Here is a 24,617-nt window from a genome sequence, read left to right on the forward strand (position 1 = left end):
GGTGCCGTCGTGGTCGTGCCTGCGTGTGCCGTGCGTGTGCCGTGTCGTGTGCCGGGTGGGGCCTGCCGTCCGCCGAGCCGCCGGCCGCTCCGGTGCGCCACGGACCGAACTGCCGCCGCTGGACGGGAAGTTCATATTTGAGCGTTCCAAGGGCATTGCCAGAGCCCTGACGTGCTGCTTAATGTCCTTGGAACGATCCAACGCTGAGAGGTTCTGCTCTTTTGGACACCACTGTCAAGACCCAGGACAACGACGGTCCGGTCACGGCCCCCGCCACCGGGGCCCAGGAACTACAGCCGTTCCTGCACGACGCCGTCGTGACGCTGTGCGCCCCGAGCTTCGTGATCTCGCGTGGTGACGGCCGTCTCGACGGGGGCGCGAGCGGCTTCTACCACGGCGACACCCGTGCGCTGTCCCGGCTGGAGGTGAGCGTCGAGGGCGTGCCCCTCGCGCCCGTCTCGGGCGGGACGACCGGCGCGGACCGGGCGGAGTTCCGGTCCGTGCTGCGCGGGCTGGGCGAGGTCACCCCGGACCCGGCGGTCACCCTGGAACGGCGCCGGGAGGTCACCGCGGGACGCCTGACGGAGACCGTCGAGGTGCGCAACGCGGGCATCCGCCACGTCCGCCTCCGGCTGCGGATCGACGCCGCCACCGACTTCGCGCCCATGGAGCGGGTGAAGTCCGGGGGCGGTGGCACCCCCGCGCCCGCCCGTGCCACCGCGGACGGGCTGGACTGGTCGGCGGAGCGGTTCACCGCCCGCCTCCGCGCCGTCCCCGCCCCCGACACCGTGGAGGAGACGGCCGGCCGGCTCGGTTACGACCTCGCCCTGGGCCCCGGCGAGTCCTTCCGCACCGACCTGGTCTGCACCGCCCGCCACGACGACGGCGACCAGTTCCCGCCCGCCCCCGCCGGACGGCTGCCCTGGCGGACCCCCGCCCTGCGCACCGCCGACCGCCGCTTCGACCACTGGCTGGACCAGTCGCTCGCCGACCTCGACCGGCTGCGCCTGACCGACCCGCGCCCCGGCGGCGGCGCGGGGGACCGCCCCGACCAGTTCCTCGCCGCCGGCGCCCCCTGGTTCCTCACCCTGTTCGGGCGCGACGCGCTCTGGGCCGCCCGGATGCTGCTGCCGCTCGGCACCGAACTGGCCGCCGGGACCTTGCGGGTGCTCGCCCGCCGCCAGGGCGCCGTCACCGACCCCGCCACCGAGGAACAGCCCGGCAAGATCCTCCACGAGGTGCGGCGCGGCGCCCAGGAGTTCGACGCCGGCTTCACCCTGCCGCCGGTCTACTACGGCACGGTCGACGCCACCCCGCTGTGGATCACCCTGCTCCACGACGCCTGGCGCTGGGGCCTCGCCCCCGAGCAGGTCGAACGGCTGCTGCCGCACGCCGAATCCGCCCTCGCCTGGATGCGCGACCACGCGGGCGTCGGCGACGACGGCTTCCTGCGCTACGTCGACGGCACCGGCACCGGCCTGGCCAACCAGGGCTGGAAGGACTCCGGCGACTCCATCCGCCACCGCGACGGCCGTCTCGCCGAGCCCCCGATCGCCCTCTGCGAGGTCCAGGCGTACGCCTACGAGGCCGCGCGCGGCGGCGCGGCGCTGCTGCGCGCCTTCGGCCGGCCGGGTGCCGACGCCTGGGAGGAGTGGGCCGAGGCGCTGGCCGGGCGGTTCCGGCAGCGGTTCTGGGTGGAGGACGAGCAGGGTCCCTACCCGGCCGTCGCCCTGGACCGCGACGGCCGCCCCGCCGACGCCGTGACCTCCGGCTTCGGCCACCTGCTCGGTACCGGGCTGCTCAACGCCGAGGAGAGCGCGCTGCTGGCCGCCCGGCTCACCTCACCCGGCCTCGACAGCGGCCACGGGCTGCGCACCCTGAGCGCCGGGATGACGGGGTTCAACCCCTTCGGCTACCACACCGGTTCGATCTGGCCCCACGACACGGCGATCGCCGTGCACGGCCTGGCCCGGGCCGGGTTCCCGGAGTCGGCCGCCTCCCTCGCGGACGGCCTGCTCACCGCGTCGGCCGCGTTCGACGCCCGCCTCCCGGAGCTGTTCGCCGGGCACGGCGGCGCGTCCGGCGCCCGTCCGTCCCCCTACCCGGCGTCCTGCCGGCCGCAGGCGTGGGCCGCGGCCTCCTCCGTGCACGTGCTGCGGTCGGCGCTGGGCCTGGAGGCCGACGTCCCCGCCGGGACCGTGACCGTCGCCCCCGGCTTCGCGTACGCCTACGGGCCGTTGACGGTGGCGAACCTGGAGGTGGCCGGCGCCGCCCTCGGGGTCACGGTGGGCCCGGACGGCGCGGTGGGGGTGACGGCGCCGGAGGGGATCCGCGTCATGACCGGCTGAGGCCGGGCGCGGCGCCGTCGTGGGGCGGGGCCGGGCGCGGAACCTGGTCAAGCGGTACGGGACCACCATCGCGCTGGACGGGCTCCGGGCCGTCCGGCCCGCCGGCCCCGCCCCACGGCCACGCGCCGGCCTCGGCCTCCACCCGCCGGGCCACCTCGGAGACGGTCAGCCCGGTCGTGTCGAGGACGAGGTCGGCGAAGCCGCTGCGCTCCAGCGCCGCCGCCCCCGCGAGGTTCTCCTCCAGCAGTTCGGGCCGCCAGCCCCGGCCCAGGAACCGCGCCCGCAGCTCCTCCGGTTCGGCCCGGAGCCGGCACACGGTGAGCACCGACCCCGGCACCCCCCGGGCCAGCGCACTGGCATACGCCTGTACCTCCGCGGCGCGCTGCACCCCGCCGGAGAGGACCAGGCACCGCGCGCCCGCGGCCCGGTGGACACCCGCCACGGCACCGAAGGCGGCCGCCTTGACGCGGTGGGTCTCGGGATCGTCGGCGGGCGCCGGATAGCAGAAGCCGAGCTGGTCGGCGTCGACACAGCCGGCGGTGATCCCCGCCCGGTGCACCCGGGTGAAGATCTCCCAGCCGACGGAGGTCTTCCCCACCCCGGAGGGGCCGCAGAGCCACAGGACGGGCCAGTCACCGCTCATCCGCGTGACGGTAGCGGCCGGACACGGGCGACGGCGACCCTTTTGCCCCGGCCGGGTCCGGCCTGGCGGCGCGTGTCCCCTCCGGGACCGCAGGAGTGCTGCCCGGCCGGTGCCACCGTTCACCCCTGAGGCCGGGCCTTCTGCGGAACGGCCGGACCGCCGACGCTCACGCCGTCTCAGCGACCAGCACCTCCGCCCACACCGTCTTCCCCGGCCCTCCGTCCCGTGGTTCCACGGCCCATCGCGAAGCGAGCCGGGAGACGAGGACGAGGCCACGGCCCGTCTCCTGCTCCGTGGAGGGGATCGCCGGGACACCGTCGGTACCGGGCGCTCGGCGCGGGTGTCGCTCACCTCGACGCGCAGGACTCCGCCGGCCCGTGTCAGCCGCACCGCGAAGTCCCGGCCGGGGACACGGCCGTGGCGGGCCGCGTTCGACGCCAGTTCGGCGGTGATCAGCGTCATGCGGTCGTTCACCTCCGAGCCGTACGGGTGGCCCCACTCGTCAAGCGACTGCGACACCAGCAGCCGGGCCAGTCGCGCGCCGCGCGGTGTCGAGGTGAACCGCGCGGCGAAGACCTTCTCCCCGCTCTCGCGTTCCGCCAGGTCCCCGGCCGGCCCGGCCCCCGAGCGGGAGAAGACAGGACCGGAGGGGGGACCGGAATCGGCCGCTGTGGCGGGTGTCCGTCGACAGTCCGATGTTTCGTGCTTCATGACGAGAAGGCTGGCCGCCCCCGGGCTCTCCCCACCAGCAGCGACGGGGCGACATGCGGCCCTGTACCCCTCCGCCCGGCCGCTGTCGGGAACCGTACGGGGGCCAGAGTTGGGGCTGCGGAAGGCCAGGTCATCCGGTCGGGTGAGGCACCGGTCGTTCCCGCCGCACGCGGGGCGCGTGGTCCCTAGCGTGACGCGCGCGATCGGGCCCTGACGGCCGCACACGGTCGCTCAGCGGATCGACGCGCACGGGAGGCACGGATGGACATGGCCGCGACAGGACGACCCGAGATGCCGGACGGTGACGGCACCGGCTCCTTCCTCCGGAGCTTCGGCACCCAGATCCAGGTGCTGCGGGCCCGGGCCGGGCTCACCCAGGCCGAGTTGGGGAAGCGGGTGCGATACGGCGAGGATCTGGTCTCCTCCATCGAGCAGGGCCGGCGTATCGCCCGCCCCGAGTTCATCGACCGGGCCGACGAGGCGTTGGACGGCGGCGGTTTGCTGAAGGCGATGAAGGGGGAGGTGGCGCGGGCGCGGTATCCGGCCTACTTCCGGGATGCTGCCCGGATCGAGGGTGAGGCGGTGGAACTCAACGCCTATGACTGCCAGGTGATCAACGGGCTCTTGCAGACGGAAGACTACGCCCGGGCGGTCCTCACCATGTACCGGCCCCCTGTGGACGAGGAACTCATCGACCAGCGTGTCGGCGCTCGCATGGAACGTCAGGAGATCTTCTCGCGGAAGCCGGCGCCATTGCTCAGCTTCGTCCTGGAAGAGGTCCTGTTGTACCGCCCTATCGGGGGGCCGGACGTTCTGCGTGGGCAACTGGAGAAGCTGCTGCGCATCGGTCGGCTTCGGAATGTCGAGATCCAGATCATGCCGACCGACCGGGAGGATCACGCCGGGCTGGACGGGCCGTTCACGTTGATGGAGACCACGGATCAGCAGAGGATCGCCTATGTGGAGGTCCAGAACTCCAGTCGGCTCCTCACAGACAGGAAAACCGTTCATGAGCTGGAGGCGAGGTATGGAATCCTCCGAGCTCAGGCTCTGGCTCCAGATCAATCGCTGGCACTCATCGAGAAATTGTTGGGAGAGGCATGACATCTGAACCGGATAACAAACCGACTGACATGCTGATATGGCGGAAAAGTAGCTACAGCGGCAGTGGCGGTGGCCAGTGTGTCGAGGTGGCGGCCGCTTCCGGCGTCACCTACGTCCGGGACTCCGTGAGGACTGGGGGGCCGGTGGTCCGCGTACCTGCCACCGGATGGGCCGCCTTCGTGGAGTTCGCCGCGCGCCGCTGAATCGGAGGTCGTCAGCGCGCCCCCGGCGCCGGGAGGGTCCGGTGCCGGGGGCGTCCGGCTGGGGCCGTCGTGGCGGCGCTTCGCGCCGGTCGTTCGTGAGCCGGGAGTATTGACACGCTTCGGTGGCTCTCTATCATCCATGACTGTTCGATAAGTCGGCTGGCGTTCGAAATTGCGAACGACCATCTTCGTGTGGATGTCACCGGCCGTGTGTGGCGTCTCTCCGGTCCACCCCGGAGACGCGGGGCCGCGCCGGCCGGCCGCCCCGTGCCCGTCCCGCCGTACCGAGCCCAGTTCCGCAGTTCCGCCCGACCCCCTCACAGGGTGCCCCGGCGATCGTCCGGCGGCGCTCCCCGGAAAGGAACCACGGTGCCCTTACGACCCCCCAGACGTGTGCTCCACCTTCTCGCCGCCGCCGCGCTGGCGGTCACCGCGCTCCCCGCGGCCTCCGCCCACGCCACCGCCCGGGACGACGGGACGGCCGCCCCCACCGCCGCCACCGCGCCGGCCGCGCCCGGCAGCCCCGCGCTCACGCCACCGCTGGGCTGGAACAGCTGGAACAGCTTCGGATGCGGTATCACCGAGGCGCAGGTCCGGCAGGCCGCCGACGCCATGGTCTCCTCGGGAATGCGGGACGCCGGCTACGAGTACGTGGTGGTCGACGACTGCTGGTTCGACCCGCAGCGCGATGCCCAGGGCAACCTGCGCGCCAACCCCACCAAGTTCCCGAGCGGGATGAAGGCGCTCGGGGACTACATCCACTCCAAAGGCCTGAAGTTCGGCATCTACCAGGCGCCGAACGAGCGCACCTGCGCCCAGGGCGTCGGCACCTACCCCGGCTCCACCGGCAGCAAGGGGCACGAGGTCCAGGACGCGCGCTCCTTTGCCTCGTGGGGCGTGGACTACCTCAAGTACGACTGGTGTTCCTCGGCCGGCACCCGCGACGAGCAGGTGGCACGCTTCACGATCATGCGGGACGCGCTGCGCGCCACCGGGCGCCCGATCGTCTACAGCATCAACTCCAACAGCTTCCACGCCCCCACCGGTGACAAGTACAACTTCGGTGAGGTCGCCGACCTGTGGCGGACCACCGAGGACCTGCTCGACATCTGGCAGAACGGCAACACCAACAGTTACCCGATGGGTGTGGGCAACGTCCTGGACGTCACCGCGCCGCTGGCCGCCCAGGCGGGTCCCGGCCACTGGAACGACCCCGACATGCTCGTCGTCGGCCGCCCCGGCCTGACGCTGACGGAGTCCCGCTCGCACTTCGCCCTGTGGGCGCTGATGGCCGCCCCGCTCATGGCGGGCAACGACATCCGCACCATGTCCGCCGACGTGAGCGCCATCCTGCGCAACCAGCGGCTGATCGCCGTGAACCAGGACCCCCGCGGTGACGGCGGGCGCCGGGTCCGCGACGACGGTGCCACGGAGGTCTTCGCCAAGCGGCTGTCCGACGGTTCCGTCGCCGTGGGACTGCTCAACCGGGGGAGCGCCACGGCCACCATCTCCACCACCGCGGCCGAGGTCGGGCTCTCCGGCGGCTCCTTCACCCTCACCGACCTGTGGACCGGCGGAACCTCCACCTCCGCCGGCCAGATCTCCGCGAGCGTACCCGCGCACGGCACCGCGGTGTTCCGTGTGACCGGCGGGCGGCAGCTGGAGGCCACCACGTCCCGCCTGCGCGGCGGCGCCTCCGGCCGCTGCCTGGACGTGGACAACGCCTCCACCGCCGCCGGCGCGACGGCGCTGATCTGGGACTGCCACACGGCCGCCAACCAGCTCTGGACCACCTGGGAGGGCGGCGAGATCCGCGTCTTCGGCGACAAGTGCCTGGACGCCTACAACCAGGGCACGGCCAACGGCACCCGCGTCATCACCTGGTCCTGCAACGGCCAGGCCAACCAGAAGTGGACCGTGGGCTCCGACGGCTCGATCCGCAACGTGCACTCCGGGCTCTGCCTGGACGTCGAGGGGTCCGGCACCGCCAACGGATCGCGACTGGTGCTGTGGAGCTGCAACGGTCAGGCCAACCAGCGGTGGAACCGCACCTGAGAGTGTCCGCCGGAGGCCGGCGGGCCCGGGCTTGAGCGAGCCCGGCCGGGCGGACCGCCCCGTGCGGGGCCGCATGCCGTCCGGCCCACCGGGCACCGCCGGTGAGCCCCGGCGTGGTCCCGGCCGTCCACCACGGCCGGGACCGTTTCCCCGGACCGCGCCTCCTCCGTGAGCACGCACCCTCCGGCGGCCCGGGACCGCGTACCGCACGCCCGCCTCCCCGCGGCGCGCCGCGCGGTCCCGGGCCGCCGGCCCTCCCCCTCGATCCCTGGAGAATGATGAAGATCCCGGTGTCACCCTTCCCGGCCGGCGCGGGGCTCAGGCGGACGCTCGCCTGGGTCCTGGGCCTCATGCTGGCCTTCGCCCTCGTCCCGGCGGCCGTGCAGCCCTCGCAGGCGCGCGCGGACAATCCGATCGTCCAGCACGTCTACACCGCCGATCCCGCGCCACTGGTCCACGACGGCCGCGTCTACCTCTACACCGGTCATGACGAGGACGGTTCGACCTACTTCACCATGAAGGACTGGCGGGTCTTCTCCTCCGCCGACATGGTCAACTGGACCGACCACGGCACCCCGCTCTCCCTGGCCACCTTCAGCTGGGCCTCCGCCGACGCCTGGGCCGGGCATGTCGTCCAGCGCAACGGCAAGTTCTACTGGTACGTGCCGGTGAAGAACCGGGCGACCGGGCGCATGGCCATCGGCGTGGCCGTCGCGGACAGCCCCACCGGGCCGTTCCGGGACGCCCTCGGCCGCCCGCTGGTGGAGAACGGCGAGATCGACCCGCACGCCTTCGTCGACGACGACGGACAGGCCTATCTGTACTGGGGCAACCCGAACCTCTGGTACGTCAAGCTCAACGCCGACATGATCTCGTTCTCCGGCAGCGCCACCAAGATCCCGCTCACCACCCAGGGATTCGGCACCCGCACCGGGAACGCGGACCGGCCCACGCTCTACGAGGAAGGGCCCTGGGTCTACAAGCGGGGCGGCCTGTACTACCTCGTCTTCGCCGCCGAATGCTGCTCGGAGTTCCTCGCCTACTCCACGGCGCCCGGCCCGACCGGGCCGTGGACCTACCGGGGGACGGTCATGCCCCGCCAGGGGGCGAGCTTCACCAACCATCCCGGCGTCATCGACTTCAAGGGCAATTCATACCTCTTCTACCACAACGGCGCGTTGCCGGGCGGCGGTGGCTTCACCCGCTCCGTCGCCGTGGAGCGGTTCACCTACAACGCCGACGGCACCATCCCCACGATCAACATGACCTCCGCGGGCGCGCCCCAGGTCGGCACGCTCGACCCGTACGTCCGCCAGGAGGCCGAGACGATCGCCTGGGGGTCGGGGATCGAGACCGAACCGGCGAGCGGCGGCGGGATGAACGTCGGCTGGATCGAGAACGGCGACTCCATCAAGGTCAAGGGCGTCGCGTTCGGCGGCGGCGCCTCGTCCTTCTCCGCCCGGGTGGCCTCCGGCGCCCAGGGCGGCACCGTCGAACTGCGGCTGGGCAGCGCCGGCGGGACGGTCGCCGGCCGCTGCACCGTACCCGGCACCGGCGGCTGGCAGAACTGGACGACGGTGACATGCCCGGTCAGCGGCGCGACGGGCACCCAGGACCTGTATCTGAGGTTCACCGGTGGCTCCGGCTACCTCTTCAACGTGGACTGGTGGCAGTTCGCCCGGTGATCCCCGGGCGGGCCGCCGGGGGCACGCCTTCCCCGGCGGGGCCGCGGTGACGCCCCCGGCACCGGTACGCACCGGTGCCGGGGGCGTCACGCGCCGGCCCGAGGGCGCGGGTCCGTCCGGGCCGAATGGATCAAGGTGGCGTCAAGGGGCTTGTCCCCGGGGCCGATTGGGCTAGTGTTGGCGGCCGTCACCGTGTGCGCGATCTTCGAACGCACCGTGACGTCCCCCTTGTCTCACCGGCCGTCTGTGCCCGGCGCGTCTCCGCGCCCGCGGCCGAAACGTCCCAGGAAGGCCCAGAGTTGGCGGACGACACTGCCTCCGGCACCCCCTCCCCCGGGGGAGACGGGCCGGACGGCCCACCGGCCCCCCGTCACCTCGCGGAGACGGAGAGCGGCGGGCCCACCGCCGGTGCCCCCGGTCACCCGCCGGGGCCGCACGGCGGCCCGGTCCGGCGCCCCCCGCTGTATCAGCGGGCGGAGCGGCCGCCGCTGCCGCTCGGTGCGCCCCCCGGTCCGATGCCCTCGCTGCGGGGCGGCGGGGAGCGGCTCCCCTCGGGCGGTTACGGCCCGCCGCCGCCGGCTGACGCGCCGCTGCCCCCACCGCCCGCCGGGCGCCGCCGGCTGCCCGCGCCGATCGTCGCCGCCTGCGGCGCCGTGGTGGCCTCGGCCGCCGTGCTCGCCCTGGCCTTCAGCGGCGGCGGCCCGGGCACCGGACCGGCGGACGAGCTGCCCGGTCAGGTCGCCGCGCCCGGCAGCGCGCGGCCCGTTCCCTCGCTGCCCGGCGCGACGCCTGAGGAGTCCGCCGGCTCGCCGTCCGCCGAACCCTCACCGTCCCCCTCGGACTCCGGCCGCGCGCCGTCCAGTTCCTCGCCCAGCGCGGACCCGGCCTCGCCGTCGCCGTCCCGCACCGATCCCGCTCCCGCTCCGGAAGGACGGGGCGGTGGCGTGGAGCAGGCACAGGGAAGCCGCGGCGGGGGCGGCAGCGGCGGCCGGGAGGGGGCGGGAGGCCCGGGAGGCACGGCGGAGCAGGCACTGCGGTCGGTGAACTTCCCCGACCGGTACGTGCGCCACCGGAACGGCGGGGTCTTCCTGGACCGCGTCGGGGGCGGGGACGCGGCCCAGGCCGCCTTCTCCGTCGTCCCGGGACTGGCGGACCGCGAATGCCGCTCCTTCCGCACCCGCGACGGCCGCTATCTGCGGCACCAGAGCTTCCGGATGCGGGTGGGGGCCGACGACGGCTCGGGGCTCTTCCGCCAGGACGCCACCTTCTGCCTCCGGCCCGGCGCCGGGGCCGGCTCGGTGACGCTCCAGTCGTACAACTTCCGCGACCGCCACATCCGCCACAGCAACTTCGAACTCCGGCTCGAACCGTACGAGCACTCCGCGCAGTTCCGGAACGACGCCTCCTTCCGGATCACAGGGCTGCCCGGCTGAGGAGGCCCCGCGGCCCGGCAGGGTGGAGCGGGAGGTCCGGGCCGTGTCCGCGGCCCGGACCGCGCCCGCCGCGTCCGCGCTGCGGGCACCCGGCCTGCCCGGCCGGGCAGGCCGGGGACATCGCACCGGGCCGGCCCGCCCGCGGGACGAGGGGGCCGGGGACGCCCTCGTCCGTCCCGGCCCGCGGTGCCGGGCGGCCGGGTCCCGGGCCGGTGTCCCCGCGCGGCCGGGGCCGCGTTCGGCCGCCGGGCCGCGTGCCCGTGAGCCCGGAGGTGGCCGTCCCGTGCAGGCAGGACGGCACGGGCGCCGCGGGTGCCCCGGGCCGCCGCACGTCACCAGCGCGGCCCGGGCCCGCGTTTGTGAAGCGGTTCCCCGGTAACCCGCGCTCCCGTGCCCAAGGCGACAGCACCCGTCACGGTCCCGGCGTCACCGGACCGCCCCTGGCCGCGCGCCCCGGGCGGACGGCCGCCGGGCCGCGTGCCCGTGAGCCCGGCCCGCGCCGTCCCGCCCCGGCAGGACGGTACGGGCGCCGGGCGTGTCCCGGCCGGCCGCACGCCCCTGGCGCCGGACCCGGACGGCGTGCGGCCGGCCGCCCGGCGGCGCGGGACCGGGACCGCCGCGCACACCGTCCGCGGTGACCGGCCGTCCGGGCACCGCCGGCGCGCCACGCCCAGCCCCGCGCCCGGAGGAGCCCGATGACCGTCCGCGACATCATCGACATCACCGCCCCGCCCGGCACCCCGTCCCTGCTGGTGCTGCGCGCCCTCGGGCTGGGCGACCTGCTGACCGCCGTGCCCGCCCTGCGGGCGCTGCGCCGCGCCCACCCGGCCCACGAACTGGTGCTCGCCGCGCCACCCCGGCTCGCCGAGGCGGCCTGCGCCACCGGCACCGTGGACCGGCTGCTGCCCGTCTCCGCTCCGGGCGGCGCGGCCCCAGCCCGCCTCGACTGGACGGGCCCGCCCCCCGACCTCGCCGTCGACCTGCACGCCCCCGGCCCGGGCGGGGCGCGGGACGGTCACCGCCATCCCTCCGCCGTGGACGGTGAGGGGCCCGGCGGGCGCGCGGCGCTGCGGGCGCTGCGCCCCCGCAGGCTGCTCGGCTACGCGCGCCCCGGCTTCCCCGGCCCCGACTGGCAGCACGACGAGCACGAACGGGTCCGCTGGTGCCGCCTGCTGGAGTGGTACGACATCCCCGCCGACCCGGCCGACCTGTGCATACCCCGGCCGGGACGGCCGTCGCCGGCCCCCGGCGCCGTCGTCCTGCACCCCGGTGCGGAAACCGCCGCACACCGCTGGCCCGCCGACCGTTACGCGGCCGTGGCCCGGGAACTGCTCCGGGCCGGCCACCGTGTCGCCGTCACCGCCGGCGCCGGTGAGGGGGAGGTGGCCCACGCCGTGGCGGAGCGCGCCGGGCTGCCCGCCCCGGCCGTCTTCGGCGGCGACGCGGATGTGCCGTTCGCCGACCTCGCGGCCCTCGTGGCGCGGGCCCGGGCGGTCGTCACCGGGGACACCGGGCCGGCCCATCTGGCGAGCGCCCTCGGCACCCCCTCCGTCGTCCTCTTCGGGCCCACCACCCCCCGGCTCTGGGGGCCGCCGGAAAGCCCCCTGCACCGCGCGCTCCGGCACCCCGGCGGTGGTCCCACCGCGCGGCCGGGCGCCGTCCACGGGGCACGGCCCGACGAACGGCTGCTGCGCATCACCGTCGAGGAGGTGGTGGCCGCCCTGGCCACGCTGCCCGCGCCCCTGGGGCACCTGCCGGACCGCGACCGGTCCCCGGCGCGAGGTGTCGCGGCCTGACCGGCCCCGGTCCCCGCCCCCCGAGTCCGCGGCCTCCGGCGCCCCGTGCCGGCAGGCGCGGTCCCGGGCGGCAGCACCGGGGTCCCGGCGCCCGAGGGGCCGATACGTCACCGGGGGAACCACGCGCCGCCGGCGCGGGACCCGCGAACGGAAGGAACAGCGGATGAGTGACACCACGCCCTCCCAGGCGGAAGGCGACCGGGACGACGATCCCGTCGAGCAGGACCACGAGATGTCCCCGCGCACCACGCCCTCCCAGGCGGAGGGCGACCGTGAGGACGAACCGGACGAGTGAACGCGCGGCAGCACCGGACCCGCCACGGGCCGGACCTGGTGACCCCGCGACCCGGCCGGGCCCCCGCGCCCTGTGGGCCGGCGGGCGTGGTGCCGCCCCGGGCCGGGCGGCACGCCGCCGGGCCCTTGACCCGGTTCCGGCCGGGTACCCGAGGGACGGTCCCGCCCCTCAACCGCAGCACGGGAAGAGAGCTTCGCATGGCCGTACGGCACACCCTGATCCGCCGCCCGCCCGAGGCGGTGTGGGCCGTCCTGAGCGACGGCGACAAGTACGACCAGTGGGTCGTCGGGCCCGACGAGAGCGACGAGGTCGACTCACGCTGGCCCGCACCGGGCTCGTCGATCCGCTACACCGTGCGCGTGGGCCCCTGGTCGTTCCAAGGGCACACCGTGGTGCGCGTCTGCGAGCGGAATCAGCGGCTCGAACTGGAAGTCGAGTCCGGCCCGCTGGGCACCGCGCGTGTCGCGATCGAACTGCGCCGGTGGGGTGACGACTGCCTCGTGCTCGTGGACGAGCACCCGCTGACCGGCCCGGGTGCCAAGCTGCACTCCATGGCCACCGACGCCTTCCTCCAGCTGCGCCACCGCTCCATGCTCGCCCGCCTGGACCGCGTCGTCCGGCGGACCACCGACTCCCCGGGCCACGTGGCCGTCGTCTGAGGCGTGACCCCCGCGTCCCGGGGCCCTGGATCGTGACCGGTGTCCCGGGAGCCACCGGGCCACCCCGTGTACCGGCCGCGTATCGCGGAAACGGCGCGGCCGGATCCGTGATCGGGCGGTGGCCGTTCCGCTGCGACGGCAGGTGGTTCTAGAGGTCGTCGGGCAGGAGCCGGAAGGCGTGATGTCCGGTCAGGGGTGTGACGGCCCTGAAGTCCCGGCGGTCGAGCGTCAGTAGGGTCTCGGTGTCGTACGTCTCGGCCAGGACGACGTTCACCGCGTCGGCCAGATCGAGCTCCAGAGCCGCGTAGCGGTTCTGGATCACACGGGCTTTGCGGAGTGTGCCGGCCGACAACTCGGGGATGACCAGACGCCCGATTCGCTCCTGGGCCAGCAGCCAGTCGTTCACCACGTAGGCGGCCCCACGGTTGACGTTCCGGGTGGTGATGTGTTCGATCTCCAGGATCACCAGTGGTGACACCACGGTCAGCGCGGCCCTGCGCAGGGCGGTCCGAGCGGCTTCGTGCTCGGGGTCCGACGCGTTGAGGGCCGCCACCAGGCCGGAGGTGTCGCCGACAACGATCACTCGGGGTCCGCCACGCCGTCCGAGACCGCTCGGTCGATCTCCTCGGCGGTGACCGGTCCGCCGAAGTCCAGGCTCGGGATGTCCCAGTCCTCGTTCCAGCGCCGGGTGCGCAGGGCGGCAAGGTGAAAGGCTTCCCGGAAGTACTCCGATTCAGGCCGCCCCTCGCGCGCGGCCGCCTCCTTGATCAGCGTGAGGTCTTGTTCATCGACCATGACGGTCGTCTTCTTGAGGGCCATGTGGTTATGGTACCTCAGCCATAACCACAGGGTGTGGCGTACCACCACCGTCGCCCCCGACCGCCACTCCGCCCGGAGACTCAGCACGGCTCGGTGGCGTGGCGGGCCCGGGGATCGGCGGGACATGGCGTGCCGGAGCCCCGTCGCGTGAGGTGACGGGGCTCCGGCAGTCCTGGACCGCTCAGATGCGGTCCTCGTCGACGATGCGGACGGCCTCCTCCTCCGCGGAGAGGCCGCGGACCGACCCTTCCTGTGAGAAGACGTCCTGCTCGCGCGGGCGGTCGGGGTCGGGCTCGTCGTAGAGCAGGCCCGCGCGCGGGTCCGCCACGGCCTCCTCGTCCTCGTCGAGCGGGAGCTGGTCCGCCTCCGGGTCCTCCCAGACGGCCGCCGGGCGCGGCTCGGCGAGTTCGGCCGGATCGGGCTCCGGCACCTCGTCCGAGAGCCGCTCGTCGAGCGTTTCACCCTCGCGCGCCTCGCGGGGCGTCGTCTCGCGGAACTCGGCGACCGTCGGACGGTCACCCGGCACCGAGAGCTGCTGCGGGTCGGACGCCTCCTGCTGCTCGGGCGTGCCGTCCTGCAGGTCGGGGATGCCCTCGTCCTCGGGATCCGCGGCGGGGTCGTGTGGCGTCGTCACGGCGCCGGCTCCTTCCGTCTCGGCGGGGCGTTGGCGTGCCCTCTGTTCTCCTACCGCCGGGTGCCCGCCCCGGCGGGGGTCATGCGGTACGACGAGCTACGACGAGCTACGACGGGCCCGGACGCCGGGGAGCCTGCCGGGCCGGGGCGGTGAGCCCGGTCCTGCCGGGGACCGGCCACGTGCCGGGCCGGGCCCGCCACGGGCCCGGCGACACGGCTGGGGCCCGCCCGGTCACCGTCCCCGGCGGCGGACGGCTCCCGGGTGAGGCCCCTCGGCCTCGCGAGCCCGGCCGGCGGGCGGTGCTCCCGCGGGCGGCGCGGGTGCGCCCGCGGTACGGCCGGCGGCGCCGTCGGTGCGCGGCATCCCGGCGGTGCGCAGCGGGCTGCGGCCGGCCGTGGCGGAGGGGGAGACGTTCACGTCGTAGTGGCGGTAGAGGTCCTCCTCCTCGCCCGGGTCGAGGTGCCCACCCGCCTCCGGGCGCGGGGCCGCGTGAATGGCGGCCCTCGTGTAGGGGACCTGGACCCGGTCCGGGGTGAGCCGTGCGCCGGCCAGGGGGACGAAGGTCTCCTTGGCGCCGAACGTCCCGGTGCGCACGGTGATCCACTCCGGTTCGCCCGTGGCGTCGTCCAGGTAGACCTGCTGGACGGGGCCGACCTTCTGGCCGTCCCGGTCGACCACCGAGCGGCCGGGCAGTTCCTGCGGGCTGGGGCCGTGGGGTGCCGTCATCGCTCTGTACTCCTTCCGCGCCCGCCCCGCGCGCGGTCCGCGCGGCTCGGGCGGACGTACTCCCTCCCCATTGCGCCTCGCCCGTGCCGCCGCGGCGACCCGAGCCGTGGGCCGTTCCCGTCCCCTGCCCGCGGGTCACCGCGCCCAGCGGCGGAGACGGGGCGGACCGGCGCCACCGGCGTTACTCCGAACGGGTGAGGGGGGTGGCGGGGACGGCTCGGGACGCACGGGAAGCGGCGGGGGGTCCCGCCGGTCGGGCCCCGGCCGGCGGCCCCGAGGGACTCCGGTGCCCACGGGGCCGGGAAACTCCGGCGCCCTGGTGACGTGCCGGTCCGGCCGGCCCGCGGGAACTCAGCGCACCTGCTCCTTGACCGCCGTCAGCAGGGCCAGCGGCGCCGCCGCGGCCCACGCCTGCGGCCGGCAGGAGTGCGGGTACGGCACCGGCGCCGGCCGGTCCCCGCGGTCGTAGCCGGCCATCACCTCCGGCAGCCGCCAGCCGTGCGCGGCCGCCGCGTCCACCAGCCCGCGCGTCACCTGGAGCACCTGCTCGGTCAGCCCGTACCGCGCCAGCCCCAGCGCCGCGAGGGCGTTGTCGTGCGGGCGCACCGCGCCCTTGTGGTACGAGAGGGGGTGGTAGGCGGGCTGGCCGGCGGCCAGGGTGCGGATGCCCCAGCCGGTGAAGAAGTCCGGCTCCAGCAGGCGCCGGCCGACGGCCCGGCCCCGCTCCCGGTCCAGCAGCCCCGACCACAGCAGATGGCCGGCCTCCGAGCCGAGGGCCTCCGCGCGCCGGCCCGCCGAGTCCACCGCCTGTGCGGGGAAGCGGGCCCCGGGCATCCAGAACTCCTCGTGGAACCGTTCGCGCAGCCCCGCCGCCGAGGACTCCAGCCGTCCGGCGAACCCCGGGTCCTCCCACACCGTCCGCGCCAGCGAGGCGGTACGGATCAGCGCGTCGTAGGCGTAGCCCTGCACCTCCGCGACCGCGACCGGGCCCTTCGCGCGGACCTCGCGGCCGAAGCAGAGCGCGCCGGGGGTGTCCTTCCAGCTCCGGCCGGTCGGCGCGGTGCCCTCCACCCCGCCCGGCGCGGCGCAGGCGAGCCAGCCCACGCCGGCCAGCCCGCCGTCGCGGAACATCCACTCCACGGCGGCCCGGGCGTGCTTCTCCAGCGCCACGGCGAGCGTGGTGTCGGAGGTCCGCTCGGTGTAGGCGTGCAGGAGGACGAGGAAGAGCGGGGTGGAGTCGACGGCCCCGTAGTAGCGGCCGTACGGCACCTGGCGGAAGCAGGACAGTTCCCCGTGGCGCAGCTCGTGCACGATCCGGCCCGGCTGCTCCTGCCGCTCCGCGTCGTGGACGCCGCCCTGCACGGCGGCGAGGGCGGGCAGCGTCGCCGCGGCGAGCGCCGGCCGGTAGGGCAGGGCGAACAGCGAGGTCAGCAGCGCGTCCCGGCCCACCAGCGACAGATACCAGGGGATTCCGGCGGCCGGCACCCGCAGCGGCTCGCCGTCCGGACCGCTCTCCGTGGTGCGCAGCCCCGCCAGGTCGGCCAGCCCCTGCTCGCAGGCGCGGGCCAGCTCCGGCCAGCCGATGACCTCCCGCGGCCGGGGCGCGGCGGCACAGAACGCCTCGTTCTCTCGCGCGACGCGGGTCAGCGCGGCCGCCGGCGGCCGCAGGTGCGGGGCGGCGGAGCCGCTGCCGCCCGAGGGCAGGGCGCCGGCCAGCACCAGGATCTCGGCGTCCCCGTGCGGGGGCAGCTCCAGCCGCCACTCCAGGATGCGGGCGGTGCCCTCGCCGGGGCGGGCGACGGCCTCCGGCGAGGGCACCGCGCGGACCACGGTCCGGGAGTGCCAGGACGGGTCGCCGCAGGGGGCCACGCGCTCGTATCCGAACTCCACACCGTCGGGGCGTTCCAGGACGGAGCGGACGGCGCCGGGCTTCTCGTAGACCCGGTTCTCGAAGCGGAGCTCGAACTGGTCGGCGAAGTCCGCGTCCACGGTGAGCGCGATCCGCGCCACGGTGCGGGCGGGGCGGTTGCTCGTCACCCGCAGCAGCTCCAGCAACGACCGGTCCGCCACGGCCTGTTCCCGCAGCACCGTGTACGCGGGCGGCTCGGCGCGGCTGCCCGGCGGGGTGAGGACCGCGGCCAGCGGTCGGTCGGGCCCCGCCTGCCCGGCCGGGACGAGCACCTCCGGCGCGGCCCCCTCAAGCGTCAGCCGCCAGCGGCTGAGGTGGCGGGCGTCGCGGGCGAACAGCCCGTCCGGGGAGGCGCCGCGCGCCGCCGTGATGTCGCCGGAGTCGTTCACCGCGGCGAACGTGCCGTCGTGCACGAGGAGATGGTGTCCGGTCATCGGTGAAGCTGCCCTTCGTCGGGCTCCCAGCGGAGCGGGTTCCAGGGGGCGGCGGGGGAGCGGCCCGCGCCGCCGTGGGCATCCGCCGGGCGCCCGCGGAAAAATCGGTATCACAGGCCGCCCCCGGCACCGGGTGGCGCGCGAGCCGCGTCCGGAGAGTTCGCCGTACCGGTCCAGCCCGGCCCCGGCCGCCCGTGGGACGCGCCGAACCGGCCCTCCCGGTGCGGGGGATAGGCCACCGGAGACGGGGCACGCGGGGAGGGGACCGCCGGAGGGCGGCCCGGGCTGACCCGAACCGGTGGGCGCGCGGGCCCGTCCCCGCGGGCCGGGCGGCGCCGGCGCGCCGCGTCTTCTACCGTTCTCCGCGGGGCGGCCCGGCCCTCCCGGCGGGCGGAAGCGAAGGACACACACGACGGGTACCCGAACGGGCCCCGAGGGCAGAGGAGCACCGCCGATGCACACCGAGCAGAAGCCGACCCATGTCAGCGTCCAGCTCACGGACTGCGCGCAGGAGGACGCGGAGGCGGTGTTCGCGGTCCTCGGCCGGGCCTTCCCCCTGGCCGAGGAGGTCTCCGGGCACGCCCCCGGCGCCGAGGACGGCCGTCCCACGGTCTGGTCGGCCACCGTGGACGTGGAGGGCTCCGGTGACACCGCCACGGAGGGCGGGCCGCTGACGGGCGCCGTGATCGCCGACGTCTCCGGCGGCTACGCGGCCGTCGGCACGGTACGCACGGCACTGGAGGCGCCGTTCGCGGTGGAGGACAAGGGCAGCTCCTCCGGCGACCAGGAGATGGAGGTCCGGCTGCGCATCACCCCGCGCGGCTGAGCCCGGCGCCGCGGGGCGCAACCGGCGCGTCCCCGTCCTGCCTCGGCGCGGTGGACCGGGAGTGGGCCCGGTGCCCCGGCCCCGCGGCGGGTCCGCGGGGATTCCGGGAACACCTGGCCGGGAGACGCCCGGGGCGGGGCGGTGGGAGCGCCCACAGGGGAAGACGGGGAGGAACCCGGGGGGAGAGGTTCGGCGGAACCGGGAACGCACCTCACTGCTTCGTGGTTAAACTAACCGAAGTCGAGCTGATCACCGCGGAGTTCGGTCCGGCTCGACGGTGCCGCGAGGATCCGCGGCACCCATCGGACGGCCCCGGCCAGGTCCCCCCGTCCTGGCCGGGGCCTTCGCGTTCCGCCCGGCCCGCTGTGCCCCGTGTCCGCGCCGCCGGGCAGGGGCCGCGCCCGCCGGGGTGCGCTCGCGCCCTGGGGCCCGCCCCGCCGCACCGGTGGTCGCCGTGGCACCGCCCCCGGGGAGGCGGAAGCGGGCCCGAAGGGTGCACCATCGGCGGATGGACGAACGACGAGAGCGGCAAGGCGGCGACCCGGCCTGCTGGCAGGACCGGGTCTGCGCGGAGTGCGGCCGGATGCGTGCGGGGCCCGGCCCCGGGCCCTGTGAGAACTGCGGCGCCCCCGCCGCCGGCGCGTCCCGCCCGGCCCCGGATCCGGGACCCGGGACAGGCGCGGGCAGCCGCGGCCGTCCCGCCCGGGACCGCGACGAGGAGGGCCGCGCGCGCAACGCCCGCCCCCGGGACGGGCTCGGCCGGCCGCTGCCCTACGGCGCCCCCGGTGTGGAGCGCCAGCCGGAGGGCGTGGACCGGACGCCCGACGAGACGCTCGACGAGGCCCAGCGGCTGCTCGACGCCGGCCGCCCGTTCCACGCGCACGAGGTCCTGGAGGACGCCTGGAAGGCGGACGAGGGACCGGCGCGCGAACTCTGGCGCGCCCTGGCCCAGTTGGCGGTCGGCGTCACCCACGCCGCCAGGGGCAACACCCGGGGCGCGACGGCCCTGCTGGAGCGCGCCGCCGACGGCATCGCGCGCCACGGCGCCACCCCGCCGTACTCCGTCGACGCGGCCGGGCTCGCCGCCTGGGCCCGCGTCTCCGCCGCCGGACTCAACGGTGACGGTCCCGGCCCCGAGGCCACCGTGCCAAGGCTCCGCGCCCCCGGCGGGGACTGACCGCGGCGGCTCCCGGCGCGCCCGCCCCGCTGCTCCCGGGGCCCGCGCCGGGCCGGCGTGCCGGCGTCCCACGCCGCCGGGAGGGAGCCGCCGGGAAGAAGGAAGGGGGAGAGATCAAGGGGAGCGGACGCGGGGCGGTTCACGGACCGGGCCGCTGGGGCCCCCCGGACCGTCACGCCCGTTCGCCCCCGCTCGCGCCGGCCACCGGGGGCGGCCGCGGCGCGGGAGACGGTCAGCCGCCGAACTCGGCCAGGATCTTCTCCAGGAACGGCACCGTCTGGCTGGGCTGGTCGGACTCCGCGCAGAGCCGGTCCATGACGGCCAGATAGTTGTCCAGGTCCTCCTGCTTGTCCAGATAGAGCGCGCTGGTGAGCTGCTCCAGATAGACGATGTCGGGCAGGTCCGGCTCCAGGAACCGCAGAATGGTGATCGGCCCGCCCGCCGCCGAGACACCGCCGATGCTGAACGGGGCGACCTGGAGCACCACGTTGGGGCGCCGTGACATCTCGATCAGGTGGCGCACCTGCTCCCGCATCACCGCCGGGCCGCCGAGCGACCGGCGCAGCGAGGCCTCGTCCAGCACCGCCCACAGCCGGGGCGCGCCGGGCCGGTCCAGCAGCTGCTGACGCGTCATCCGCAGCCGCACCCGGCGTTCGACCTCCGTGGCGGAGGCGCGCGGGTGGCCGAGGTAGGTCACGGCCCGCGCGTACCCCTCGGTCTGGAGCAGACCGGGGACGAACTGGTTCTCGTACGTGCGGATGACGGAGGCGGCCTCCTCCAGCCCGAGGTGTGTCTCGAACCAGCTGGGCAGGATGTCGCTGTACTGGTGCCACCAGCCGGGCTCCGTGGCGCGGCGGGCCAGGGCCAGGAAGTCGTCACGGTCCTTGGCGTCGGTGACCCCGTAGAGCGTCAGCAGATCGGCGACATCGCGCTCCTTGCAGCCCACGCGGCCCAGTTCCAGGCGGCTGATCTTGGCGTGGGACCCGCGGATGGCCTCCGCGGCGGCCTTCACGGACACGCCCCGCGCCTCCCGCAACTTGCGCAGCTGCGTGCCGAGCACGATCCGCAGGACGGTGGGCCCGCCCTGCGGATGTTCGAGGAAGCGCCTTATGGACGGTTCGAGACCGGGCCGGGCGGCGGACATGCGTGCTCCCCTGGGTGAATGGTGAGTGCTCAGTGTTCCACCAACGGGGCCCGTTCGTACAGCAACGGAGTGTCACCGCGGCGCGTGGCGGCGGAGACTTCAGACTTCCGTGATCATTCCGTCGAACTCGCCGTCCTTCGCGCCGAGCAGGAAGACCGCCATCTCGTCCAGGGTGTAGACGAGCGCGGGACCCTCGGGGTCACGCGAGTTACGCATGGCTATGGCGTTGCCCGGCAGCCGTGCCACCTCGACGCAGTTGCCGCTGGGGTTGGAGTGACGGCTCTTCCGCCAGGCCGCTCCGGTCAGCAACGCCGCCGATACGCCGTTCTCATACCGATGTTGCATCCTCTGCCCCTTCTTCCGCCCTTGCCGGGCACAACCGTGACCCCATGTCACCCCGGCGCGAGATGCAATTGCAAGTGTTCTTGCAGATGTACTTGCAGTGATCGCCCGGCTCCCGCGATAGTGAGGGAGGACACGGCCGCGCCGCTCGCCGGGAAGGCGGGCGGGGGACGCCGGCGGCGCGGTCGTGTCCGGCACGCCCCAGCAGGCCGTCACCGGGCCGCGGAAGCCGTCCGGTGTCAGACGTGAGGAGTGGTGAGCGTCAGCAGCAACCGAAACCCCGCTTCGGGCTGTGCGGTAGGCCAACTGGCCCTGGACGCCAGGAAGGGGAGGATCGGCGTCGTCATGGACACCCAGGGCGGCCGCATGTACCTCCGCCGTCCCGAAGGGGGACGCGAGTGGGAGGCGGCGCCCCAGGACGTCCGGCCGGCCACCCCCGGGGAGGCCGCGGAGGTCTCCTCCTTCGCCGGGGCGCCCCACCGCAGAGGCGGCCATGAGCGCTGAGACGGCCCACCACCACGCCGGCCGGGCGCTGCGGCCGGAGCCCGCACCGGAGGCCCCGCACACCGTCCACGCGGGCGCCGGCCGCGGGCGCTCCTCCTCCGCGTCCTCGGACGCGGAGGACGGCCACTCCCGGGCGGCCCGGCACGCCGCCCTTGGCCCCGGCCACACCGGGTCCCGGGAGACCGCCCGCCGTTTCCGGCGCGCCGTCCCGGCCGCCTGAGGCATCGCCCGCCCGCGCCACACCGCACCGCCCCCGCCCGCACCGCCGGCGGGGGCGGGGGCGGTGGCGTGCGCGGGGGACGCGGGGGCCGGAGGGCCGTTACGACCGGTCGGCGCCGGGGTACCCGGGCCGGAGCCCACCACGTGCCAGGAGGCGAACGATGCAGCAGCGAGAGCCGGACCGTCCCCTGAACCCCGCGGAGGAGGAACGGCGAGCGGACGCGGAGCGGCGCGAGGCGCGGAACCTCCGCCCCGAGGCGACGCCGGAACAGGACGGCGCCGGAGCCCCGGGCGACCTCCCGCTCGGCAAGGCCGACACCCCCAACGTCGCCGGCAGCGGCGAACAGCAGCCCGAGATCGCCGAGGGCCCCGTACCGGGGGTACAGCCCGACGAGGCCGGGCACGCCACCTGGCAGCCGCCGGTGGCGGAGGACCCGCCGCCGCGCGGCGCCGCGCCCGCGTCCGGGGACTACGAGGCGGTCCGCCGGCAGAAGGAGCGGGGCGGACCGTGACCCGCCACCGGGGCGCCCGGCTCCCGGGCGCCCCGGCCCGGGCCTGGGCGCACTGGGCCTGAGTCCGCCTCGCGTCCGGGCCCCACCGCCCCACCCCGGGCCGGAGCCTCTCCGTGCCCGGGCCTCTCCGTGCCCGGGCCCGCCCCGGACCTTGCCCGCCCCGAACGCAGGCCCGGCCCCCGCCCGGGCCTGTCCCGAACCTGAGATCTCCCCGTACCCCACCCCGGGGCGCGCGGGAGATCTTCCGCTGTGCGGCCGCGTGCCGGCCGTGGACGCGAGGAGCACGGCAGGGGACAGGGCGCACGCGGGGACCGCATCACTCCGTTCGGCCCCCGCGTTCCCCCGAGCGGACGCACTTCCCCGGCGCGCACGCCGAGCCGCCGCCGTCCGGCGCCTCCCCCGGGTCAGGATCATGCGGTCCGTCGGCCGTCCGCCACCGGACGTCCCCATCGAACCGGGCATCAGGAGGCGACATGAAGGTTCTGCTGGTCTCGAGCGCGTTCAACAGCCTGACACAGCGGCTGTTCACCGAGCTCCGCGAAGGAGGCCACACGGTGGAACGGCTCACGACGGCCGACGGGGACGACGCCGTGCGCCGGGCCGTGCGCGGCTCTGCCCCCGAGCTCGTCCTCGCGTCCGACCCCGCTCCGCCGCTCCCCGAGGACGTCCGCACCGCTCACCGCTGTCTCGCCGTCCACCCGGCCCCGCCGGGGGACCGCGGCCCGTCCCCGCTGGACTGGGCGCTCCGCGAGGGCGCCGACCGCTGGGGCGTCACCGTCCTGGAGGCGTCACGGGAGCCGGGCGCGGGAGACGTCTGGGCGTCCGTCGCCTGCGAGGTCCCGCCGGCGGGGAAGGGGGACTTCCTCCGGGGCGAGATCGCCGACGCGGCCGCCGAGGCGGTGCTGCTCGCCGTCGGACGGGTGGCCTCCGGGACGTACCGGCCCGTGCCGCAGTCGGCGCTGGAGGCGCGCTCGGTGCGGCGCCCGCTCCTCTCCCAGGAGCTGCGCCGCGTCGACTGGGAACGGGACTCCACGGCCACCGTGCTGGCGAAGCTGCGCGGCGCCGACTCCAGCCCGGGTGTGCTCGACGACCTCCTCGGCGGCGAGTGGTACCTGCACGGCGGCCACCCGGAGGACCGGCTCGCCGGCCGCCCCGGGCAGCTCCTGGCCACCCGGGCGGGCGCCATCTGCCGGGCCACCGCGGACGGCGCGGTGTGGATCCCCGAACTGCGCCCCCGGCGCCGCCCCGGGGCCCCGTCCGCCGTCCGGCTCCCCGCCACCCTGGCGCTCGGCGGTCTCCTCCCCGACCTGCCCGAGGTGCACGCGCCGCTGCGGCTCCCCGCCCAGCGCCGCACCTGGACGGACATCCAGTACGCGGAGCGGGGCCCCGTCGGCCACCTGCGGTTCTCCTTCCCCGGCGGCGCGATGAGCACCTCGCACTGCCGCCGGCTGCTCGCCGCCTACCGGTTCGCGCGCAACCGCCCCACCTCCGTCATCGTGCTCGGCGGCGCCCGGGACTTCTTCTCCACCGGCATCCACCTGCACGCCATCGAGGGCGCCGACGACCCGGCGAAGGAGTCCTGGGCCAACACCACCGCCCTGAACGACCTCGTCGAGGCCGTCCTCACCACCACCGACCGGCTGGTGGTGGCCGCGCTCGGCGGGCACGCCGCGGCCGGCGGCGCGATGCTGGCGCTCGCCGCCGACGAGGTGTGGTGCCGCTCGGGCTCCCTGTTCAACCCGCACTACCGGGCCACCGGGCTGTACGGCTCGGCCCTGTGGACCTACGTCCTGCCGCGCCGCGCGGGGAAGGAGCGGGCGGCCACGCTGGCGGAGGAGGGGATGCCGGTGGGCGCCGCCGAGGCGCGCCGCACCGGGCTGGCCGACCGGGTCGTGGACTGCGCGCCCCGCGAGTTCGGCGGCGAAGTGGTGCGGATGGCGGCCGAACTCGCCGGGGACCCCGGGCTCGGCGCCCGGATCGCGGAGAAGAAGCCCGCCCGGGAACGCGCCGAGGAGATCCGCCCGTTGCGCGCGTACCGGGAGGAGGAGCAGGAGCGGATGCGCCGCGCCTTCTTCAACGAGAGCGACCCCTACCACGCCCGGCGCGCCGCCTTCGTCCGCTCCGGGTGGGCGCCGCTCACCCCGGCGGGACGCACGGAACTCCCCGCGCCGCCGGTGAAGGACATGACCTGGGCGTGACGCCCGGGCGGCCGCCCGGGCGGATATGCGCCGGAGCCGTCCGGAGCCGTCCGGAGCGGTCCGGAGCCGTCCGGAGCCGTCCGGGCCGGGGAGCCCGCCGGAGCGGGCCCCGGGGCCCGCACGGGGTGAGCCGCACCGGACGCCGGGCACCGTGCCGGGCTACCTGGGTGCCCGGGGGCCTGCCGCCGCCCGGCCCGGGGCTGCTCCGTACCCGCCGTGCCCGGCGCCCGGGCACGCGCCG

Annotated in this window: 23 protein-coding genes; 15 read left to right on the top strand and 8 right to left on the bottom strand. The window is 75.8% G+C overall.

Going from position 1 to position 24,617, the window contains the following annotated elements; translation table 11 throughout:
- Positions 1–221: 221 nt before the first annotated feature.
- On the top strand, positions 222–2,348 hold the full coding sequence (locus HCK00_RS07165; RefSeq protein ID WP_168100920.1) for an amylo-alpha-1,6-glucosidase: 2,127 nt from the start codon (positions 222–224) through the stop codon (positions 2,346–2,348).
- On the opposite strand, the gene HCK00_RS07170 is transcribed toward HCK00_RS07165, so the two are convergent.
- Entirely contained in the window at positions 2,335–2,991 is a 657-nt protein-coding gene (locus HCK00_RS07170) for a hypothetical protein (RefSeq protein WP_168100921.1), read from the bottom strand. The two genes, HCK00_RS07165 and HCK00_RS07170, sit on opposite strands and share 14 nt — an antisense overlap.
- Positions 2,992–3,963: 972 nt before the next feature.
- Between HCK00_RS07170 and HCK00_RS07175 the strand changes: the two genes are divergently transcribed.
- The 8 genes from HCK00_RS07175 to HCK00_RS07205 all read left to right on the top strand — a co-directional run bounded on the left by HCK00_RS07175 (position 3,964) and on the right by HCK00_RS07205 (position 12,932).
- Positions 3,964–4,806, top strand: coding sequence for a helix-turn-helix domain-containing protein (locus HCK00_RS07175; protein WP_240965322.1), 843 nt, complete (start codon positions 3,964–3,966; stop codon positions 4,804–4,806).
- Positions 4,807–4,835: 29 nt separating this feature from the next.
- On the top strand, positions 4,836–5,009 hold the full coding sequence (locus HCK00_RS07180) for a DUF397 domain-containing protein (RefSeq protein WP_240965323.1): 174 nt from the start codon (positions 4,836–4,838) through the stop codon (positions 5,007–5,009).
- Between the two features lie 369 nt (positions 5,010–5,378).
- The gene (locus tag HCK00_RS07185; RefSeq protein WP_168100923.1) at positions 5,379–7,064 is read left to right on the top strand and encodes a glycoside hydrolase family 27 protein; all 1,686 of its coding nucleotides are present in this window, start codon (positions 5,379–5,381) and stop codon (positions 7,062–7,064) included.
- Positions 7,065–7,342: 278 nt separating this feature from the next.
- Complete coding sequence (locus tag HCK00_RS07190) at positions 7,343–8,749, top strand: glycoside hydrolase family 43 protein (RefSeq protein WP_168101058.1); 1,407 nt, start codon at positions 7,343–7,345, stop codon at positions 8,747–8,749.
- Positions 8,750–9,048: 299 nt separating this feature from the next.
- Complete coding sequence (locus HCK00_RS07195; protein ID WP_168100924.1) at positions 9,049–10,182, top strand: AbfB domain-containing protein; 1,134 nt, start codon at positions 9,049–9,051, stop codon at positions 10,180–10,182.
- 695 nt (positions 10,183–10,877) lie between these two features.
- A complete protein-coding gene (locus HCK00_RS07200) occupies positions 10,878–11,978 on the top strand; it encodes a glycosyltransferase family 9 protein (protein ID WP_168100925.1) in 1,101 nt (366 codons plus the stop codon).
- 163 nt (positions 11,979–12,141) lie between these two features.
- Positions 12,142–12,273, top strand: coding sequence for a hypothetical protein (locus HCK00_RS28130; RefSeq protein ID WP_277348186.1), 132 nt, complete (start codon positions 12,142–12,144; stop codon positions 12,271–12,273).
- 197 nt (positions 12,274–12,470) lie between these two features.
- On the top strand, positions 12,471–12,932 hold the full coding sequence (locus HCK00_RS07205; RefSeq protein WP_168100926.1) for an SRPBCC family protein: 462 nt from the start codon (positions 12,471–12,473) through the stop codon (positions 12,930–12,932).
- Positions 12,933–13,080: 148 nt separating this feature from the next.
- On the opposite strand, the gene HCK00_RS07210 is transcribed toward HCK00_RS07205, so the two are convergent.
- The 5 genes from HCK00_RS07210 to HCK00_RS07230 form a co-directional block, all read right to left on the bottom strand.
- Complete coding sequence (locus tag HCK00_RS07210) at positions 13,081–13,515, bottom strand: PIN domain-containing protein (protein WP_168100927.1); 435 nt, start codon at positions 13,513–13,515, stop codon at positions 13,081–13,083.
- Entirely contained in the window at positions 13,512–13,751 is a 240-nt protein-coding gene (locus HCK00_RS07215) for a CopG family transcriptional regulator (protein WP_168100928.1), read from the bottom strand. The genes HCK00_RS07210 and HCK00_RS07215 overlap by 4 nt, the downstream gene beginning before the upstream one ends.
- Positions 13,752–13,932: 181 nt before the next feature.
- Positions 13,933–14,385: a DUF5709 domain-containing protein gene (locus tag HCK00_RS07220; protein ID WP_168100929.1), complete on the bottom strand. Its 453-nt coding sequence runs from the start codon at positions 14,383–14,385 to the stop codon at positions 13,933–13,935.
- A 231-nt stretch (positions 14,386–14,616) separates the two neighbouring features.
- Complete coding sequence (locus HCK00_RS07225) at positions 14,617–15,111, bottom strand: PRC-barrel domain-containing protein (RefSeq protein ID WP_168100930.1); 495 nt, start codon at positions 15,109–15,111, stop codon at positions 14,617–14,619.
- 351 nt (positions 15,112–15,462) lie between these two features.
- Positions 15,463–17,454, bottom strand: coding sequence for an amylo-alpha-1,6-glucosidase (locus HCK00_RS07230; protein WP_168100931.1), 1,992 nt, complete (start codon positions 17,452–17,454; stop codon positions 15,463–15,465).
- 454 nt (positions 17,455–17,908) lie between these two features.
- Between HCK00_RS07230 and HCK00_RS07235 the strand changes: the two genes are divergently transcribed.
- Both HCK00_RS07235 and HCK00_RS07240 read left to right on the top strand, forming a co-directional pair.
- Positions 17,909–18,280, top strand: a complete 372-nt coding sequence (locus tag HCK00_RS07235; RefSeq protein WP_168100932.1) for a hypothetical protein — start codon at positions 17,909–17,911, stop codon at positions 18,278–18,280.
- Positions 18,281–18,788: 508 nt separating this feature from the next.
- A complete protein-coding gene (locus tag HCK00_RS07240; RefSeq protein WP_168100933.1) occupies positions 18,789–19,457 on the top strand; it encodes a DUF309 domain-containing protein in 669 nt (222 codons plus the stop codon).
- Between the two features lie 232 nt (positions 19,458–19,689).
- On the opposite strand, the gene HCK00_RS07245 is transcribed toward HCK00_RS07240, so the two are convergent.
- Together HCK00_RS07245 and HCK00_RS07250 are read right to left on the bottom strand one after the other, a co-directional pair.
- Positions 19,690–20,601 (bottom strand): Sco1979 family transcriptional regulator, encoded by a 912-nt coding sequence (locus HCK00_RS07245; protein ID WP_168100934.1) that lies wholly within the window; start codon positions 20,599–20,601, stop codon positions 19,690–19,692.
- 99 nt (positions 20,602–20,700) lie between these two features.
- Complete coding sequence (locus HCK00_RS07250; RefSeq protein WP_168100935.1) at positions 20,701–20,946, bottom strand: DUF397 domain-containing protein; 246 nt, start codon at positions 20,944–20,946, stop codon at positions 20,701–20,703.
- 252 nt (positions 20,947–21,198) lie between these two features.
- Between HCK00_RS07250 and HCK00_RS07255 the strand changes: the two genes are divergently transcribed.
- The 4 genes from HCK00_RS07255 to HCK00_RS07270 all read left to right on the top strand — a co-directional run bounded on the left by HCK00_RS07255 (position 21,199) and on the right by HCK00_RS07270 (position 24,376).
- Entirely contained in the window at positions 21,199–21,447 is a 249-nt protein-coding gene (locus HCK00_RS07255; RefSeq protein WP_168100738.1) for a hypothetical protein, read from the top strand.
- Complete coding sequence (locus tag HCK00_RS07260) at positions 21,437–21,667, top strand: DUF7848 domain-containing protein (RefSeq protein ID WP_168100936.1); 231 nt, start codon at positions 21,437–21,439, stop codon at positions 21,665–21,667. The genes HCK00_RS07255 and HCK00_RS07260 overlap by 11 nt, the downstream gene beginning before the upstream one ends.
- 160 nt (positions 21,668–21,827) lie before the next feature.
- On the top strand, positions 21,828–22,178 hold the full coding sequence (locus HCK00_RS07265; RefSeq protein WP_168100937.1) for a hypothetical protein: 351 nt from the start codon (positions 21,828–21,830) through the stop codon (positions 22,176–22,178).
- Positions 22,179–22,651: 473 nt separating this feature from the next.
- Complete coding sequence (locus tag HCK00_RS07270) at positions 22,652–24,376, top strand: enoyl-CoA hydratase-related protein (RefSeq protein WP_168100938.1); 1,725 nt, start codon at positions 22,652–22,654, stop codon at positions 24,374–24,376.
- The last annotated feature ends 241 nt before the right edge of the window (positions 24,377–24,617 follow it).

Source organism: Streptomyces zingiberis, assembly GCF_012034935.1.
Taxonomy (GTDB): domain Bacteria; phylum Actinomycetota; class Actinomycetes; order Streptomycetales; family Streptomycetaceae; genus Streptomyces; species Streptomyces zingiberis.